This window comes from Massilia sp. IC2-476 (genome assembly GCF_020707295.1).
Taxonomy (GTDB): Bacteria; Pseudomonadota; Gammaproteobacteria; order Burkholderiales; family Burkholderiaceae_D; genus Telluria.
Window position 1 is genome coordinate 585,188 of record NZ_JAJFER010000002.1, and the last position, 14,203, is coordinate 599,390.

At 64.7% G+C, this 14,203-nt stretch carries 12 protein-coding genes; 9 read left to right on the forward strand and 3 right to left on the reverse strand.

What is annotated here, in order from left to right; all coding sequences use genetic code 11:
- The first annotated feature begins 27 nt into the window (after window positions 1–27).
- Genes fliQ through LK539_RS07490 form a run of 5 tightly spaced genes read left to right on the forward strand, consistent with a single transcriptional unit; the run spans window position 28 to window position 5,444 of the window.
- Window positions 28–297, forward strand: a complete 270-nt coding sequence (gene fliQ, locus LK539_RS07470; protein ID WP_227800273.1) for a flagellar biosynthesis protein FliQ — start codon at window positions 28–30, stop codon at window positions 295–297.
- A 17-nt stretch (window positions 298–314) separates the two neighbouring features.
- On the forward strand, window positions 315–1,094 hold the full coding sequence (fliR, locus tag LK539_RS07475) for a flagellar biosynthetic protein FliR (protein ID WP_227800274.1): 780 nt from the start codon (window positions 315–317) through the stop codon (window positions 1,092–1,094).
- Window positions 1,084–2,223, forward strand: coding sequence for a flagellar type III secretion system protein FlhB (gene flhB, locus LK539_RS07480; protein ID WP_227800275.1), 1,140 nt, complete (start codon window positions 1,084–1,086; stop codon window positions 2,221–2,223). The genes fliR and flhB overlap by 11 nt, the downstream gene beginning before the upstream one ends.
- Complete coding sequence (locus tag LK539_RS07485) at window positions 2,220–4,313, forward strand: flagellar biosynthesis protein FlhA (RefSeq protein WP_227800276.1); 2,094 nt, start codon at window positions 2,220–2,222, stop codon at window positions 4,311–4,313. Before flhB ends, LK539_RS07485 begins: the two co-directional genes overlap by 4 nt.
- 21 nt (window positions 4,314–4,334) lie before the next feature.
- Window positions 4,335–5,444 (forward strand): DegT/DnrJ/EryC1/StrS aminotransferase family protein, encoded by a 1,110-nt coding sequence (locus LK539_RS07490; RefSeq protein ID WP_227800277.1) that lies wholly within the window; start codon window positions 4,335–4,337, stop codon window positions 5,442–5,444.
- 3 nt (window positions 5,445–5,447) lie between these two features.
- Here the strand turns inward: LK539_RS07490 and LK539_RS07495 are convergent, their stop codons facing one another.
- The 3 genes from LK539_RS07495 to LK539_RS07505 form a co-directional block, all read right to left on the reverse strand.
- Window positions 5,448–6,302 (reverse strand): hypothetical protein, encoded by an 855-nt coding sequence (locus tag LK539_RS07495; protein WP_227800278.1) that lies wholly within the window; start codon window positions 6,300–6,302, stop codon window positions 5,448–5,450.
- Window positions 6,303–6,385: 83 nt separating this feature from the next.
- A complete protein-coding gene (locus LK539_RS07500) occupies window positions 6,386–7,240 on the reverse strand; it encodes a flagellin (RefSeq protein WP_227800279.1) in 855 nt (284 codons plus the stop codon).
- A 161-nt stretch (window positions 7,241–7,401) separates the two neighbouring features.
- Entirely contained in the window at window positions 7,402–9,573 is a 2,172-nt protein-coding gene (locus LK539_RS07505; RefSeq protein WP_227800280.1) for a glycosyltransferase family 41 protein, read from the reverse strand.
- Window positions 9,574–9,788: 215 nt separating this feature from the next.
- Between LK539_RS07505 and LK539_RS07510 the strand changes: the two genes are divergently transcribed.
- The 4 genes from LK539_RS07510 (at window position 9,789) to LK539_RS07525 (ending at window position 14,149) form a co-directional block, all read left to right on the forward strand.
- Window positions 9,789–10,520 carry a VPLPA-CTERM sorting domain-containing protein gene (locus LK539_RS07510; protein ID WP_227800281.1) on the forward strand — a complete coding sequence of 244 codons (732 nt, stop codon included), beginning with the start codon at window positions 9,789–9,791 and terminating at the stop codon, window positions 10,518–10,520.
- A 105-nt stretch (window positions 10,521–10,625) separates the two neighbouring features.
- Window positions 10,626–11,582 carry a tRNA dihydrouridine(20/20a) synthase DusA gene (dusA, locus tag LK539_RS07515; protein WP_229520641.1) on the forward strand — a complete coding sequence of 319 codons (957 nt, stop codon included), beginning with the start codon at window positions 10,626–10,628 and terminating at the stop codon, window positions 11,580–11,582.
- Window positions 11,583–11,934: 352 nt separating this feature from the next.
- Window positions 11,935–13,725, forward strand: a complete 1,791-nt coding sequence (locus tag LK539_RS07520; RefSeq protein WP_227800283.1) for a methyl-accepting chemotaxis protein — start codon at window positions 11,935–11,937, stop codon at window positions 13,723–13,725.
- A 79-nt stretch (window positions 13,726–13,804) separates the two neighbouring features.
- Window positions 13,805–14,149: an energy transducer TonB gene (locus LK539_RS07525; protein ID WP_159696123.1), complete on the forward strand. Its 345-nt coding sequence runs from the start codon at window positions 13,805–13,807 to the stop codon at window positions 14,147–14,149.
- Window positions 14,150–14,203 lie beyond the last annotated feature (54 nt).

A 14,203-nucleotide genomic window follows, 5' to 3' on the forward strand; every position in this document is an offset into this window, starting at 1 on the left:
GTGATTAAACAGAAATGAGTCCCGCGAATGAGTCCTGATATCGCCGTCGACCTGGTGGTCGAAGCCCTGCAGGTCGTGATGCTGCTGGTACTGGTGCTGGTGGTGCCGGGCCTGGTCATGGGATTGATCGTGGCCCTGTTCCAGGCCGCCACCCAGATCAACGAGCAGACCCTCAGCTTCCTGCCGCGCCTCTTGGTGACGCTGGCGGCGCTGATCCTGGCCGGCCACTGGATGACCTCGACGCTGATGGATTACTGCGTCTCGGTGTTCCAGCGCGCGGCGACGCTCGCAAGCTGACCGGGTAGCCTGCGACGATGGAGCTGGTCGGCTTCCTGCTGCCTCTGATGAATGCCTTGTGGTGGCCCTTCTGCCGCATCATGGCGATGCTCTCGACCGCCCCGGTGCTGGGCGAGGGCGCGGTCTCGATGCCGGTGCGCGCGCTGCTGTCCGTGGCCCTGAGCTTCATGATGCTGCCGGTGACCAGAGTGGCCGTGATGCCCGACCCGTTTTCGCTGGCGGGTGTGGTGACCATGATGGAGCAGGCCGTGATCGGCGGCGTGATCGGCCTGGCGCTGCAGTTCGCGATGGCCGTGGTCACCATGCTCGGTTTCCTGGCCTCGAGCCAGATCGGTTTTTCGATGGCGCAGATGAACGACCCGGTCAATGGCCAGGCCTCGGACGTGGTGTCCGGCCTGATGTCGCTGGTGGCGATCCTGGTGTTCTTCGGGATCGACGGCCATCTGGTGTTGATGGGCGTGATCGGCCAGAGCTTCAAGGCCTGGCCGGTGGGCGCCGGCTACGGGCCGCTGCTGCTGGAGGCGGTGGCCCTGAACGTGGCCTGGATATTTTCGGCGGCGGTGCTGCTGGCGCTGCCGATCGTGTTTTCGACCATGGTGGTGCAGGTCGGGTTCGGTTTCCTGAACCGGGTCGCGCCGAGTCTGAACCTGTTTTCGCTGGGCTTTTCGCTGGTGACGATCTTTGGCCTCCTGATGCTGGTGCAGGTGGTGCGCTTCATCCCCGAGCATTACATCGCGATGACCAACCAGATCCTGGAGATGCTGCAGGAGCAGATGAGGAGCGCGCATGTCCGATAGCGGCACCGGTGGCGACAAGACCGAAAAGCCCTCAGCGCAGAAGCTCAAGAAGGCGCGCGACGAGGGCCAGGTCGTCCGTTCGCGCGACCTGTCGACGGCGGTGGGCATCCTGGTGAGCCTGAAGCTCTTTTCGATGCTGCTGCCGGGCTACCTCGAATCCTTCCGCTCGCTGTTCCGGCTCATCTACGTGCCGCTGGGCGAGGCGGGCGCGATCGAGAATGCGATGTCGGTGGTGTTTTCCAGCGCCCTGATGCTGCTGGTGCAGATGGTGCTGCCGCTGCTGGTGGTGCCCATGGTGATCGTCGTCGCGGGCCTGTTCCCGGGTGGCTGGGTCGCCTCGAGCAAGAACATGGCGCCCAAGTTCAGCCGCCTGAGCCCGCTCACCAACCTGGGCAACCTGTTCTCGCAAAAGCACTGGATCGGCTTTGCCACTTCGGCGGCCAAGGCGATCGTGCTGGGCCTGGTGCTGTGGCACGTGACCGAGTCGAGCATCAAGGCCTATGTCGAGCTGCAGCGCCTGCCGCTGGGCGACGCGCTGGCCGGCGGCACCGCGCTGATGCTGGACGGCCTGATGGCGCTGGTGGCGGTGTTCGTGGTGTTCGCGCTGATCGACGTGCCGGTGCAGGCCTTCCTGTTCACCAAAAACCAGCGCATGAGCAAGCAGGAGATGAAGGAAGAACACAAGAGCAACGAAGGCCGGCCCGAGGTGAAGCAGCGCATCCGCCAGCTGCAGCAGCAGCTGGCCCAGCGCAGCGTGCGCAAGACCGTGCCGACTGCCGACGTGGTGATCGTCAACCCCGAGCACTACGCGGTGGCGCTGAAGTACGACACCAACCGCGCCGAGGCGCCCTTCGTGGTGGCCAAGGGTGTGGACGAGATGGCGCTGTACATCCGCCGCGTCGCGCGCGAGCACAGGATCGAAACCCTGTCGCTGCCGCCGCTGGCGCGCGCGATCTACAACACCAGCCAGGTCCAGCAGCAGATCCCTGCGCAGCTGTACCAGGCGGTGTCGCAGGTACTGAATTACGTCCTACAACTGAACGCGTTCCGTGCAGGCCGGCGCCAGGCGCCCCCACGGTTCCCTAACGAGGTGGTCGTGCCATCTCATCTGAGCGAGGTTACTGCATGAATTCCATTAACGCCTTCATTTCGGAGCTGAAGCGCCAGAAGTTCGCCGCGCCGGTGTTCCTGATCGCGCTGCTGGCGATGATCATGTTGCCGCTGCCGCCGGTGCTGCTGGACGTGCTGTTCACGTTCAATATCGTGCTGGCGCTGATCGTGATCCTGGTGTCGGTGACGGCCAAGCGCCCGCTGGACTTCTCGGTATTCCCGACCGTGATCCTGGGCACCACCCTGATGCGCCTGGCCCTGAACGTGGCCTCGACCCGCGTGGTGCTGCTCAACGGCCACCAGGGACCGGATGCCGCGGGCCATGTGATCGAATCCTTCGCCAACGTCGTCATCGGCGGTAACTTCGTGGTCGGCCTGGTGGTGTTCGTGATCCTCATGATCATCAACTTCATCGTGGTGACCAAGGGCGCGGAACGTATTTCGGAAGTGTCGGCGCGCTTCACGCTGGATGCGCTGCCGGGCAAGCAGATGGCGATCGACGCCGACCTGAACGCAGGCCTGATCAACCAGGAAAAGGCGACCCAGCGCCGCCTCGACGTGGCGGCCGAAGCGGACTTCTACGGCGCCATGGACGGCGCCTCGAAGTTCGTGCGCGGCGACGCCATCGCCTCGATCCTGATCCTGATCATCAACCTGGTCGGCGGTATCGCCATCGGCGCCCTGATGCACGGCCTGCCGATGGGCGAGGCCTTCCGCGTCTACGCACTGCTCACCATCGGTGACGGCCTGGTGGCCCAGATCCCGGCGCTGCTGCTGTCGGCGGCGGCCGCGATCCTGGTGACCCGCATCGGCGAATCGGGCGACCTCGAAAAGCAGGTGGGCGGCCAGCTGCTGGCCCAGCCCGCGGTGCTGTTCTCGGCCGCCGGCGTGATGGTCATCCTCGGCCTGGTGCCGGGCATGCCGACCATTACCTTCTTCATCTTCGCGGCGGTGGTGGGCTACGTCGGCTGGCGCCTGACCAAGATCGTCAAGGCTCCCGACAACGAGGGCGTGGCGGCGATCGAAGCCGCCCTGCGCGACGAGCGTGCGCCCGACCTCGACTGGCAGGCGCTGCCCGTGGTGCAGCCGGTCACGGTGGCCGTCGGCTACAAGCTGGTGAACCTGATCGACGCCGCCCAGGGCGAGCCGCTCAACAAGCGCATCAAGGGCGTGCGCCAGAGCCTGTCCGAGCAGATGGGCATGCTGCTGCCGAACATCGGCGTGCGCGACGACCTGGCGCTGCGCCCGACCCAGTATGCGATCAGCCTGTCGGGCACCGTGGTGGCCGAAGCGGAAGTAATGCCGGACCACCTGATGGCGATCCCGTCGCCCAACGTCTACGGCGAACTGGATGGCATCCCGGGCATCGAGCCGGCCTACGGCATGGCGATCACCTGGATCCTGCCGGAACAGAAGGCCGACGCGCTGGGCCTGGGCTACCAGGTGGTCGAGGTGGCGAGCGCGATCGCGACCCACACCTCGAAGGTGGTGCGCGAATACCTGCACGAGCTGTTCCGCCATGAGGACGTGCCGGCGATCATCGAGCGCCTGCAGGCGCTGTCGCCCAAGCTGGCGGGCGCGCTGGAAAAATCGCTGAGCCACACCCAGCTGCTGCGCGTGTTCCGCGTGCTGCTGCAGGAAGGCGTGTCGCTGAAGGACATCGTGGTGGTGGCCACCACGCTGCTGGACAGCTCGGAAACCACCAAGGACCCGATCCTGCTGGCGGCCGAGGTGCGCTGCGCGCTGCGGCGCCAGATCGTGTCCGGCATGTTCGGCAAGAAGAAGGACATGCCGGCCTTTAACCTGTCGGCCGAGCTGGAGAACATGCTGCTCGGTTCCCTGAACCAGGCGCGCCAGAACAATGGCGGCAAGGTCGCGCTGGACAACTATCCGATCGATCCGCAGCTGCTGTCCCAGCTGCAGATCAACATGCCGGTGGCGCGTGAACAGATGAAGCAGCAGCACACCCCGCCGCTGCTGCTGGTGCTGCCGCAGGTGCGTCCGCTGCTGGCGCGCTATGCGCGCCTGTTCGCCCCCGGCCTGCACGTCCTGTCCTACAACGAAATCCCGGAAAACCGCGACGTCTCGATCGTCGGCACCGTGGGCTAAGTCCAAGCGAAGGAAGCCATCATGAACCGCAAACCGATCTACGTGACCCAACCCCAGCTTCCTGCGCTGGAGGACTTCTATCCCTACCTCGAGCAGATCTGGGAAAACAAGATCCTGACCAACGGCGGGCCTTTCCACAAACAGCTGGAAGCGGCGCTGTGCGAACACCTCGGCGTGGAGCACCTGGCCCTGTTTTCCAACGGAACCCTGGCGCTGGTAACGGCCCTGCAGGCCCTGCGCGTGACCGGCGAGGTGATCACCACGCCATACTCCTTCGTCGCAACCGCGCACTCGCTGCTGTGGAACGGCATCAAACCGGTGTTCGTGGACGTCGATCCCGACACGCTCAATCTCGACCCTGCGAAGATCGAGGCGGCCATCACGCCCCAGACCACAGCCATCATGCCGGTGCACTGCTATGGCCGCCCCTGCGACGTCGAGGCAATCCAGCGCATCGCCGACAATTACAACCTGAAGGTGATTTATGACGCCGCCCATGCCTTCGGCGTGCGCGACGGCGGCGGCAGCGTTCTGCGCCACGGGGACTTGTCGGTGCTGAGCTTCCACGCGACCAAAGTATTTAATACCTTCGAGGGCGGGGCCATCATCTGCCCGGACGCCAAGACCAAGCAGCGCATCGATCACCTGAAGAATTTCGGTTTCGTCGACGAAGTGACGGTCGTGGCTCCCGGCATCAACGGCAAGATGAGCGAGATCAACGCGGCCTTCGGGATGCTGCAGCTGCGCGGCGTGAACGAGGCGATCGCGCGCCGTGGCCTGATCGACCGCACCTACCGCGAGCTGCTGGCCGGTGTGCCGGGGATCGGGCTCATGGGGCATGCCGACGATGAGGCCATCAACCACTCCTACTTTCCGATCCTGGTCGGCGACGATTTCCCCCTGACCCGCGACGCCCTGTACGCGCACCTGAAGGAAGCCGGCGTCCATGCACGCCGCTACTTCTTCCCGCTGATCAGCGATTTCCCGATGTACCGCGGACTGCCGTCAGCGCGGCGCGACAACCTGCCCGTGGCCGCCAATGCGGCAGCACGCGTATTGTGCCTGCCGATCTACCCGAACCTGGCGCTCGAAGATGTCGAGCGCATCGCGCGCCTGATCCGCGAAGCCTGAGTCTCAGGTTTCGCGCGCCGTTCCCTCGGCCGGCAGGCGCAAGGCGAGCTCGGTCACTGCGCGGAACACGTCCAGCGTCAGCGACTCGGCCGCGGCCTGCGCGTTTGCCACCGTGGCGTGGCTGCTGCCCAGCGGCAGCCGGTCGCGCAGCTGCCAGCGCAGCACCGTGACGCCGGCGCGCGCCATTGCGGCTTCGAGTTCCGGCTGCCAGCGCCGCAGCTGTTCCATTCCCTGCGCCGTCGCGGCGCACAATTCGATCGCCACGCCCTGCGGCAGCGGCTCGACCTGGGCCACGACGGTGCTGCCGTCGGCCAGTTCGAGTTCCAGTCGGAGCGCGGCACGCCCGCGCTTGCGGCGGCCGGGCGGCTGGTCGGCGTCGCGTGCCAGCACCGCCAGGTGCGCGTCGCGCGCGGCGCCGGCATGGACGGCAAAACGCCAGGCATCCGGATGCGGCAGCTGCTGCTCGGCGGCGCGCACCGCCTGGCCCTGCTGGGCAGTGGCGAGCTGGGCGGGCGAGAGCTGCCCGCCGCTGGCTGCCAGCGCCAGACCGCTCAGCTGGCTGCCGACGCCGCGCACCTGGGCGCGCCAGTGGCGCGCCAGGGTGGCGCCGTCCTGCGGGGCATAGGCCAGCTGGCGCGCCAGCAAGGCCTGGTCGGGGCGCATTGCCGCGCCCTCGGCGCCCGCTTCGGCCGCTTGCGCGGGCGGGGGCAGGGCGGCGTCGGCCGCCGCGTTTGAAAACGGCAGGGCTGGCGCGCCGGCGCCCTGGGCAAGCAGGGCGACAGGCGCCGCCGCCAGCACCGGGCTGGGCAGCAGCGGGCCTACGGTGGCAGGAGGGAGGGCAGGCAGGGTGACGGTCATGATGGACCCCGATCAAAATAAAAAAGGCCAACCGCAGGGCTGGCCTTTGAAACATCACCCGGGCAGGCCCGGGTTGGCGGCCATTACTGCAGCAGCGACATGACCATCGAGGACATGCTGTTCGACTGCTTCAGCATCGCGGTGCCGGCTTGCAGCAGCATCTGGTTCGAGGTCATGTTCGCGCTTTCGGTCGCGAAGTCCACGTCCATGATCAGGCCGGTAGCAGCCTTGCTGTTGGTGCTGATGTTGGCCAGGTTGTTGTACACGTGCTCGAGGCGGTTGGCGGCAGCGCCCAGGCCCGAACGGACCTTGTTCACCGAGTTCAGTGCGGTTTCCAGCTTGCCGATGGTGCCGTTGGCGTTCGAACCGGTCAGTTCGGTGCCGGTGGTCGCCGACGAGTAGTTGGCGGTGGCGGTGCCGACGTCCGAGGCCATCTGGCTCACGTCGGTGCCCAGGTCCACGGCCATGGTTTCGCTCGACGAAGCGCCGATCTGGAAGGTCATCGACGAAGCGACGGTGCCGCCCACCAGCAGCTTGGTGCCGCCGAAGGTGGTGTTCTCCAGGACGTTCTTCAGTTCCAGGCCCAGTGCGTCGAATTCCGACTGCATGGCCTTCTTGTCGTCGTCGGTCGACGAAGCGTCAGCGGCCTGGGTTGCCAGGTCCTTCATACGGACCAGCATGTTGCCGACTTCGTCCAGCGCGCCTTCGGCGGTCTGCAGCATCGAGGTCGAGTTCTGGGTGTTGCGCATGGCGACGGCCATACCCGAGGTTTGCGCTTTCAGGCGCGAAGCGATCTGCAGGCCGGCAGCGTCGTCCATTGCCGAGTTGATGCGATAACCGGTCGACAGACGGGTCATCGAGGTCGACAGCGAGTTCTGGGTACGGTTGATCGAGGTCTGCGCGGACAGGGCGGCGTTGTTGGTGTGAAGGCTCAGCATGTAAAACTCCTTGTGGGTTCGGTTTCGAGTGCGTCACTTGCTCTCAACTGGACAAGGCGACCGTCTTCGTGGCTTCATTAAGTTCCACACGGAAATTTTTTTAAATTTCGTTTTCACCGGTTGACGATGGCCCGACCTTCGCAAGGACGGGCCATCCGCGTTCAGGCGGCAAACGTGAGGTCGGACAGTCGCACCCTGAGCGCCGCCGCCGATTCTCCGGCGCACCAGCGTTCCCACATCATGCGCCAGGCATGGTCGACGCTGGCCGCCACGATGCCGGGGTAGCCCAGCAATGACTTGCCGAAGCGGTCGCGCATGGTGGCGCGCATGGCAGCAAGGGCGCTGAAATTCTGCGACAGGAACACGCCCAAGGCGATATAGGCCTCTTCGTTGCTGGCAATGAAATCACCCAGGCCGAGGTGTGCCAGCAGGGACACGGATGCATGGCTGGCGCTGGTCTCCCCGACGGTGGCCAGGGTCGGCACGCCCATGTAGAGCGCATGGCCGATGGTGGTCGAACCACTATAGGGGAAGGGGCAGAGGCAGATGTCGACCTCGTGGTGCTGTTCCAGGAAGCCGTAGACGTGGGTGCGAGGGCGCAGTATCAGACGTTCGCGCGGAATGCCCTGTTCTGCAAACCACGCTGTCACGACCTCGTCGGTGCCGTTTTGCATGCCGCCTAACAGCATTTTGGCGTTTGGTACCGCGTGCAGCAGCCGCGACCATAGTCTCACCACGTCCCGGTTCAACTTGTTCAGGCGGTGGAAGCTGCCGAAGGTGATGTAGCCATTGCTCAGGGCTGGCAGCGGGTTGACCGGCGGCGCATGGGTGGCGGAAGTGAAAGGCGCACCCAGCGGCAGGCACACGATCTTTTCACTGAACTGGCTCTCGAAGCGGTCTATGGGAGTCGCGAACTGGTCGCACAGCACATAGTCCATCGCTTCCAGGCCCGTGGTCCCGGCATAGCCGATCCAGGTGCACTGGATCGGCGCCGGCTTGCGCGCGAACAGGGTCAGGCGGTTGAGCGCCGAGTGACCGGCCAGGTCGACCAGGATGTCGATCTCGTCTTCGCGGATCAGGCGTTCTGCCGCTTCGTCGTCCATTCGCGCGATCTGGCGCCAGCCGGCCGCGCATTCGCGCAGCTGGGCCGACATCACATCCTCGATCGTATTGTTATAGTAGGCGTACAGGGCCACGCTCTCGCTGTCCTTGAACGCTTCGAACACGGGGGCGATGAAATTGGTCACCGCGTGGTCATACAGGTCGCCCGAGACGATACCGACGCGCAGGCGCCGCCGCGGGTCGCGGCCGTTCGGGTGCGGCTGGCGCAGCGCGCGCAGCGGCGCCTCCCAGCGCTCTGCAAAAGCCAGGTGTTCGCGGGTCAGCTCCTCGGCGTCCATGCAGCAGTGGCTCAGGATGAACAGCATCACGCTGTGGGCCGCCGCCGACGGGGCCCGCTCGAGGGCCTGGCGCGCCAGCTGCAGCGCGAGCTCCCATTCGCCCATGCTGAAGCAGGCGCCCAGCAGGCCGTACATGGCCTGGGTATCGTCGGGCGTCAGTTCCAGCGCACGCCGCATCTGGCTTGCTGCGCCGGCCAGGTCGCCGGACTGGCGCATCGCGCCGCCCAGTTCGACGAGGATCTCGGTGTTGTCCGGAGACAGTTCCAGCAGGCGCGTCAGGCAGGCAACGGCCTCCTTGTGCAGCTTCTGCGTGCGGCAGCTGCGCCCCAGCTGGAGCAGGGCGCCGGCGTGTGTCGGCTGCATCTCGAGCACGGTACGGAAGCAGGCTGAAGCGTCGGCGTGGCGCCCCAGGATGACCAGCAGGAGCCCGAGGTCGTAGCGCGCGTCCACCAGCGTAGGGTCGAGCTGGACGATCCGGGCGAACACCGTGGCCGCTTCTTCGGTATGTTCCAGTTTGTGCAGGGTATTGCCCAGGCTGAGCAGTACGGACACATTATCGGGAGCCAGTCCGGCGGCGCGCCGCGCTGGCGCTTCCGCCTCGGGCGCGCGGCCCAGGCGCAGCAGCGCATCGGCCAAGCCCTGCTGCAGGTCGATGCCGTTCTCGAAACGCAGGGCGGCGCGGTAGGCGGCCACCGCTTCTTCGAAACGTCCGAGTTCGAACAGGGCGGCTGCCAGCACGCCCTGCAGCCCGCGCACTTTCTGGTTCAGTTCGAGGGCGCGGCGCAGGCTGACGACACCCTGTTCGAGCTGGCGCGCCCTGAGCAGCCCCAGGCCGAGCAAGGCGTGGGCATTGGCGTCGCGCGGGTTGCGGCGCACGGCGCGGCGGTGCTGGTCGAGCGGATCCGGGGTGGCCGGTTGGACGTGGAGATTCATGACAGTCGAGATTTCTGTGCGGAAAGTACCCGCGATTGTAAATCGCCCCGCTGTGCAATGGTTTGGGATTGTTGCGTCCAACCCGAAAAAATTTTGTCGGGAAACTTTACAAGCCTCCTGTACGGTGCCAGGAAACTCCTCAAGTATCAAACACTTGCATTATTGGCATAAAAATTGCTTTTGATCATTTATTTGAATCGAATAACGGGAATGCCATGAAACTGTTCGCTCGTAGTGCTGCCGCCCTGTGTGTCCTGTTTTGCGCAAGCCAGGCCCAGGCCTTGCCGAGCGCAGGCTGGCGCACCACCGACAATCACGTGTACGGCAACACGGTCAGCTTCGACAATGTGGGCCAGCTGGCCGTCGATACCCTCGTCACCGAGCAGTTCGCGGGGCAGGGCCTGCACTTTTCCGGGTCGATCCGCGCCAACGGTTGCGGCTACGACAGCTGGAACCACTACAGTATGCGCGGCAATAGCCTGGGTACGTTCGGACCTGCTTGCCAGACCAACAGCGTCGACGACGCGTTCCGCCTGCGCTTCGACCGCACAATCTCCACCCTGGCCTTCGACGCTTTCCTGGCCGATAACCTGCGCATCGCCACCCTCGACCTGTACCTGAAGGGCAGCCTGGTGACCAGCTTCTCGATGCCGACGCTGTCCTACGATGGGCTGGTGATGGGTGGCCTGGCCACGATCGACGGCCGCCAGTTCGGCAACACCCTGGTCAGCCGCGCCGGCATCCTGCGCATCGAGGGCGCGCTGTTCGACGAGATCCGCTTCGCGGAACACGCGGGTGACGACCAGTTCGGCCACTTGATCCTCGACAACCTGCGCTTCGACACCGCGGCCGAGGTGCCGGAACCGGCCAGCCTCGGCCTGCTCGCGCTGGGCCTGGCCGGCCTGGGCGCACTGCGCCGCAGGAGCAAGGGCGACGCCCGGCCCTGAGCCATCGCCTGCGCATGATCTTTGCTATCATGCGCCTTTCGCATTCCCTCCGATAAGCTAGTGAAACCTGATGCACACAAGGGGCGCCGCCTGTCGGTCGCCCCGATGATGGACTGGACCGACCGCCACTGCCGCGTGTTCCACCGCCAGATCACCCGCCACACCTGGCTGTACACCGAAATGGTCACCACCGGCGCCCTGGTCTACGGCGATGTCGAGCGCCACCTGCGCTACGACGCGGTCGAGCACCCGGTGGCGCTGCAGCTGGGCGGCAGCGACCCGGCCGACCTGGCGAAAAGCGCGAAGCTGGGCGAACAGTATGGCTACGACGAGATCAACCTGAACTGCGGCTGCCCGTCAGAGCGGGTGCAGAAGGGCGCTTTCGGCGCCTGCCTGATGGGCGAGCCGCAGCTGGTGGCCGACTGCGTCAAGGCGATGCGCGACGCGGTCTCGATCGACGTCACCGTCAAGCACCGCATCGGCATCGACTACAACGAGGAATACGGTTTCGTGCGCGACTTCATCGGCACCATTGCCGATGCCGGCTGCCGCACCTTCATCGTGCACGCCCGCAATGCGGTGCTGAAGGGCCTGTCGCCCAAGGAAAACCGCGAGATCCCGCCGCTGCGCTACGAGGTGGCCTACCAGCTCAAGCGCGAGTTCCCGGAGCTGGAGATCATCATCAACGGCGGCATCAAGACCGATGAGGAAATCGCGCTCCACCTGCAGCACGTGGATGGCGTGATGCTGGGCCGCGAGGCCTACCACAACCCCTGGGTCATGGCGACCTGGGACCGGCGCTTCTATGGCGATACCGAGGCGCCGTTGCAATCGCGCCAGCAGGTGCTGGAAGCCATGATCCCGTATGTCGCCGAGCAACTGCGCCTGTATGGCCAGCACGGGCTCAAGCTCAACAGCATCACGCGCCACATGCTCGGCATCATGACCGGCCTGCCGGGAGCACGCGTCTTCCGCCAGGTGCTGTCCGATTCGAAACGACTCGCCGGCGGCGATCCTGGCCTGCTGCTGGAAGCGGCCGCGCGCATGCCGGTCGCGGCCTGAGGGCCGATCTCTCTCCCAAAAGGACCACGTCCAGCGCACTTCGGTGCGCTTTTTTCATTGCCTGTCGGCAAATAGCGACATTTTCTTGTCTGAAATGTGTAGGCAAGTCGTGTAAAGCTTGCCGGACGGCAAGAGTACACGCATAATTTCCTTCGCTCCCCACACGTTGATTGTCATTAACACTGTTGTTGAGCTGAAACAGTTCGAATCTTGCAGTCGATTTCTGACTTTCCGGTAGGAACTTTTGATTTATCCTGTTGGAAATACCAGTGCGTCATTGATGACCACTGCATGCGTCGCACGGCGCGGGAATCCGGGCGAATTCGATCAATAAACACAGGGATGAACAGGAATGTCTTTTTTGAATAACTTGAAGGTCGGTACCCGCCTCGCACTCGGTTTCGCACTGGTGCTGGTGCTGCTGATCGTTGTGACCGCAGTCGGCATCATGCGCATGGCGCAGATCCAGGACCGTCTTGACCAGGTGGTGAGCGTCAACAACGTGTCGACCGGTCTCGTGATCGACATGCGCAACAACGTGGGCGACCGCGTCGCTTCGCTGCGCGTCCTGACCCTGATGACCGATCCGGCCGACATGGAACCGGAAATGGTCAAGTTCAAGGAACAGACCAAGAAGTACGAAGAAGCCCAGAAGAAGCTGTCGGGCCTGTTCGCGGCCCACGCCAGCGACAAGGAAAAGGCGCTGCTGGCCCAGATCAAGGAATTCGAAGGCCAGGCCATGCCGGCCATCCAGAAGGCCTCGGAACTCTACCTGGCCAACAACGCCATGGACGCCACCCGCGTGATGATCCGCGAAGTGCGCCCGGTGCAGAAGAAGTGGACCGAGGCCCTGGAGCAGCTGGCCGCCCTGGAAGTCAAGCAGAGCGCCCAGAGCAAGGTCGACGCCGAAGCGGAATACGTCAACGCCCGTAACTTCATGATCGTCATGCTGCTGGCCGCCGTTGCCATGGGCGTGGCGGCAGCCTGGGTGATCTCGCGCAGCCTGCGCCAGCAGCTGGGTGGCGAGCCGGCCTACACCGCCAAGATCGCCGGCAGCATCGCCCACGGCGACCTGTCGATCGCCATCGAGACCGAAGCGTCGGACCGCGGCAGCCTGCTGGTGGAAATGAAAGAAATGCGCAACAGCCTGGTCGGCATCGTCGAACAGGTGCGCCGCGGCACCGAGACCATCGGCACCGCCTCGCGTGAAATTGCCGCCGGTAACATCGACCTGTCCTCGCGTACCGAACTGCAGGCTAGCTCGCTGGAAAAGACCGCGTCGGCCATGGAAGAACTGACCTCGACCGTCAAGCAGAACGCCGACAACGCCCGCCAGGCCAATGCGCTCGCCGCAACCGCCTCGGACGTGGCCCGCAAGGGTGGCGAAGTGGTGTCGCAAGTGGTTGGCACGATGGGCGAGATCAACAGCTCCGCAAGCAAGATCTCGGACATCATCGGCGTCATCGACGGCATCGCGTTCCAGACCAACATCCTGGCGCTGAACGCCGCGGTGGAAGCGGCACGTGCCGGTGAACAGGGCCGCGGCTTCGCGGTGGTGGCATCGGAAGTGCGCAACCTGGCCCAGCGTTCGGCTGCGGCTGCAAAAGAAATCAAGACCCTGATCGGCGACTCCGTCGAGAAGGTCGAGCGCGGCAGCAAGCTGGTCGGCCAGGCCGGCGTGACGATGGACGAAGTGGTGACGAGCGTGAAACGCGTGACCGACATCATGAGCGAGATCGCCAACGCCAGCGCCGAGCAGAGCGCCGGTATCGAACAGGTCAACATGTCGATCATCGAGATGGACAGCATGACCCAGCAGAACGCCGCCCTGGTTGAAGAGGCCGCTGCCGCCGCGCAGAGCCTGCAGGACCAGGCAAGTGAACTGGCCCGCGTCGTCAGCATCTTCAAGCTGAGCGAGGGCGAGCAGTACCAGGCCGAAGCGCAGGCAGCAACTGCGGCTCCGGTCACCAGCACCGCCGTGGTGGTGCGTCCGGCCGCTGCCAAGCGTCCGGCGCCGGCCCTGAAAAAGCCGGTGAAGAAGGCTGCAGCTTCGGCTGCGGCGCAGGAAGAAGCACCGGCTGCACCTGCAGCCAAGCCGAAGAAGGCAGCCACCGTCGCCAGCGACGAGTGGGAAGAATTCTAAGAGAGAAGTAGTGCCGGTCTTCGGGCCGGCTCGCAGTGAGACTGCCAACAACTTTAAACAAACCTTATTGGGGAAAAACATGAAAAACCTGACCGTGAAACTGATCGCTGCAATGACCCTGACCGCCGCCGCTGGCGCTACCTTCGCTGCCGAAGTGCCGGCATCGTTCGACCCGAAGAAGTGCGCGGTCGAATACCCGAAGGCCTCGCTGATGAACGAAGAGCAGGGCACCACTTCGGCATCGTTCCTGGTCAGCGCCGACGGCACCGTGACCGAATCGAAGCTGGAAAAGTCGAGCGGTTTCAAGAACCTGGACAAGGCAGCCCTGAAAGGCCTGTCGTCGTGCAAGTTCAAGCCGGGCACCAAGGACGGCGCACCGGCAGCGACCTGGACCAAGGTCGACTACGCCTGGAAGCTGGACTAATCCGGTTTTTCCTCCAAGCAAAGCAGCCGGCGCATGCCGGCTGTTTTCTTTTAT

Bases quoted from the DNA above. Each gene is read 5' to 3' on its own strand.
- LK539_RS07520 (WP_227800283.1), top strand. From the start codon at position 11,935: ATGTCTTTTTTGAATAACTTGAAGGTCGGTACCCGCCTCGCACTCGGT.
- fliQ (WP_227800273.1), top strand. From the start codon at position 28: ATGAGTCCTGATATCGCCGTCGACCTGGTGGTCGAAGCCCTGCAGGTC.
- LK539_RS07505 (WP_227800280.1), bottom strand. From the start codon at position 9,573: ATGAATCTCCACGTCCAACCGGCCACCCCGGATCCGCTCGACCAGCAC.
- LK539_RS07525 (WP_159696123.1), top strand. From the start codon at position 13,805: ATGAAAAACCTGACCGTGAAACTGATCGCTGCAATGACCCTGACCGCC.
- flhB (WP_227800275.1), top strand. From the start codon at position 1,084: ATGTCCGATAGCGGCACCGGTGGCGACAAGACCGAAAAGCCCTCAGCG.
- LK539_RS07485 (WP_227800276.1), top strand. From the start codon at position 2,220: ATGAATTCCATTAACGCCTTCATTTCGGAGCTGAAGCGCCAGAAGTTC.
- LK539_RS07490 (WP_227800277.1), top strand. From the start codon at position 4,335: ATGAACCGCAAACCGATCTACGTGACCCAACCCCAGCTTCCTGCGCTG.
- LK539_RS07500 (WP_227800279.1), bottom strand. From the start codon at position 7,240: ATGCTGAGCCTTCACACCAACAACGCCGCCCTGTCCGCGCAGACCTCG.
- LK539_RS07495 (WP_227800278.1), bottom strand. From the start codon at position 6,302: ATGACCGTCACCCTGCCTGCCCTCCCTCCTGCCACCGTAGGCCCGCTG.
- fliR (WP_227800274.1), top strand. From the start codon at position 315: ATGGAGCTGGTCGGCTTCCTGCTGCCTCTGATGAATGCCTTGTGGTGG.
- LK539_RS07510 (WP_227800281.1), top strand. From the start codon at position 9,789: ATGAAACTGTTCGCTCGTAGTGCTGCCGCCCTGTGTGTCCTGTTTTGC.
- dusA (WP_229520641.1), top strand. From the start codon at position 10,626: ATGATGGACTGGACCGACCGCCACTGCCGCGTGTTCCACCGCCAGATC.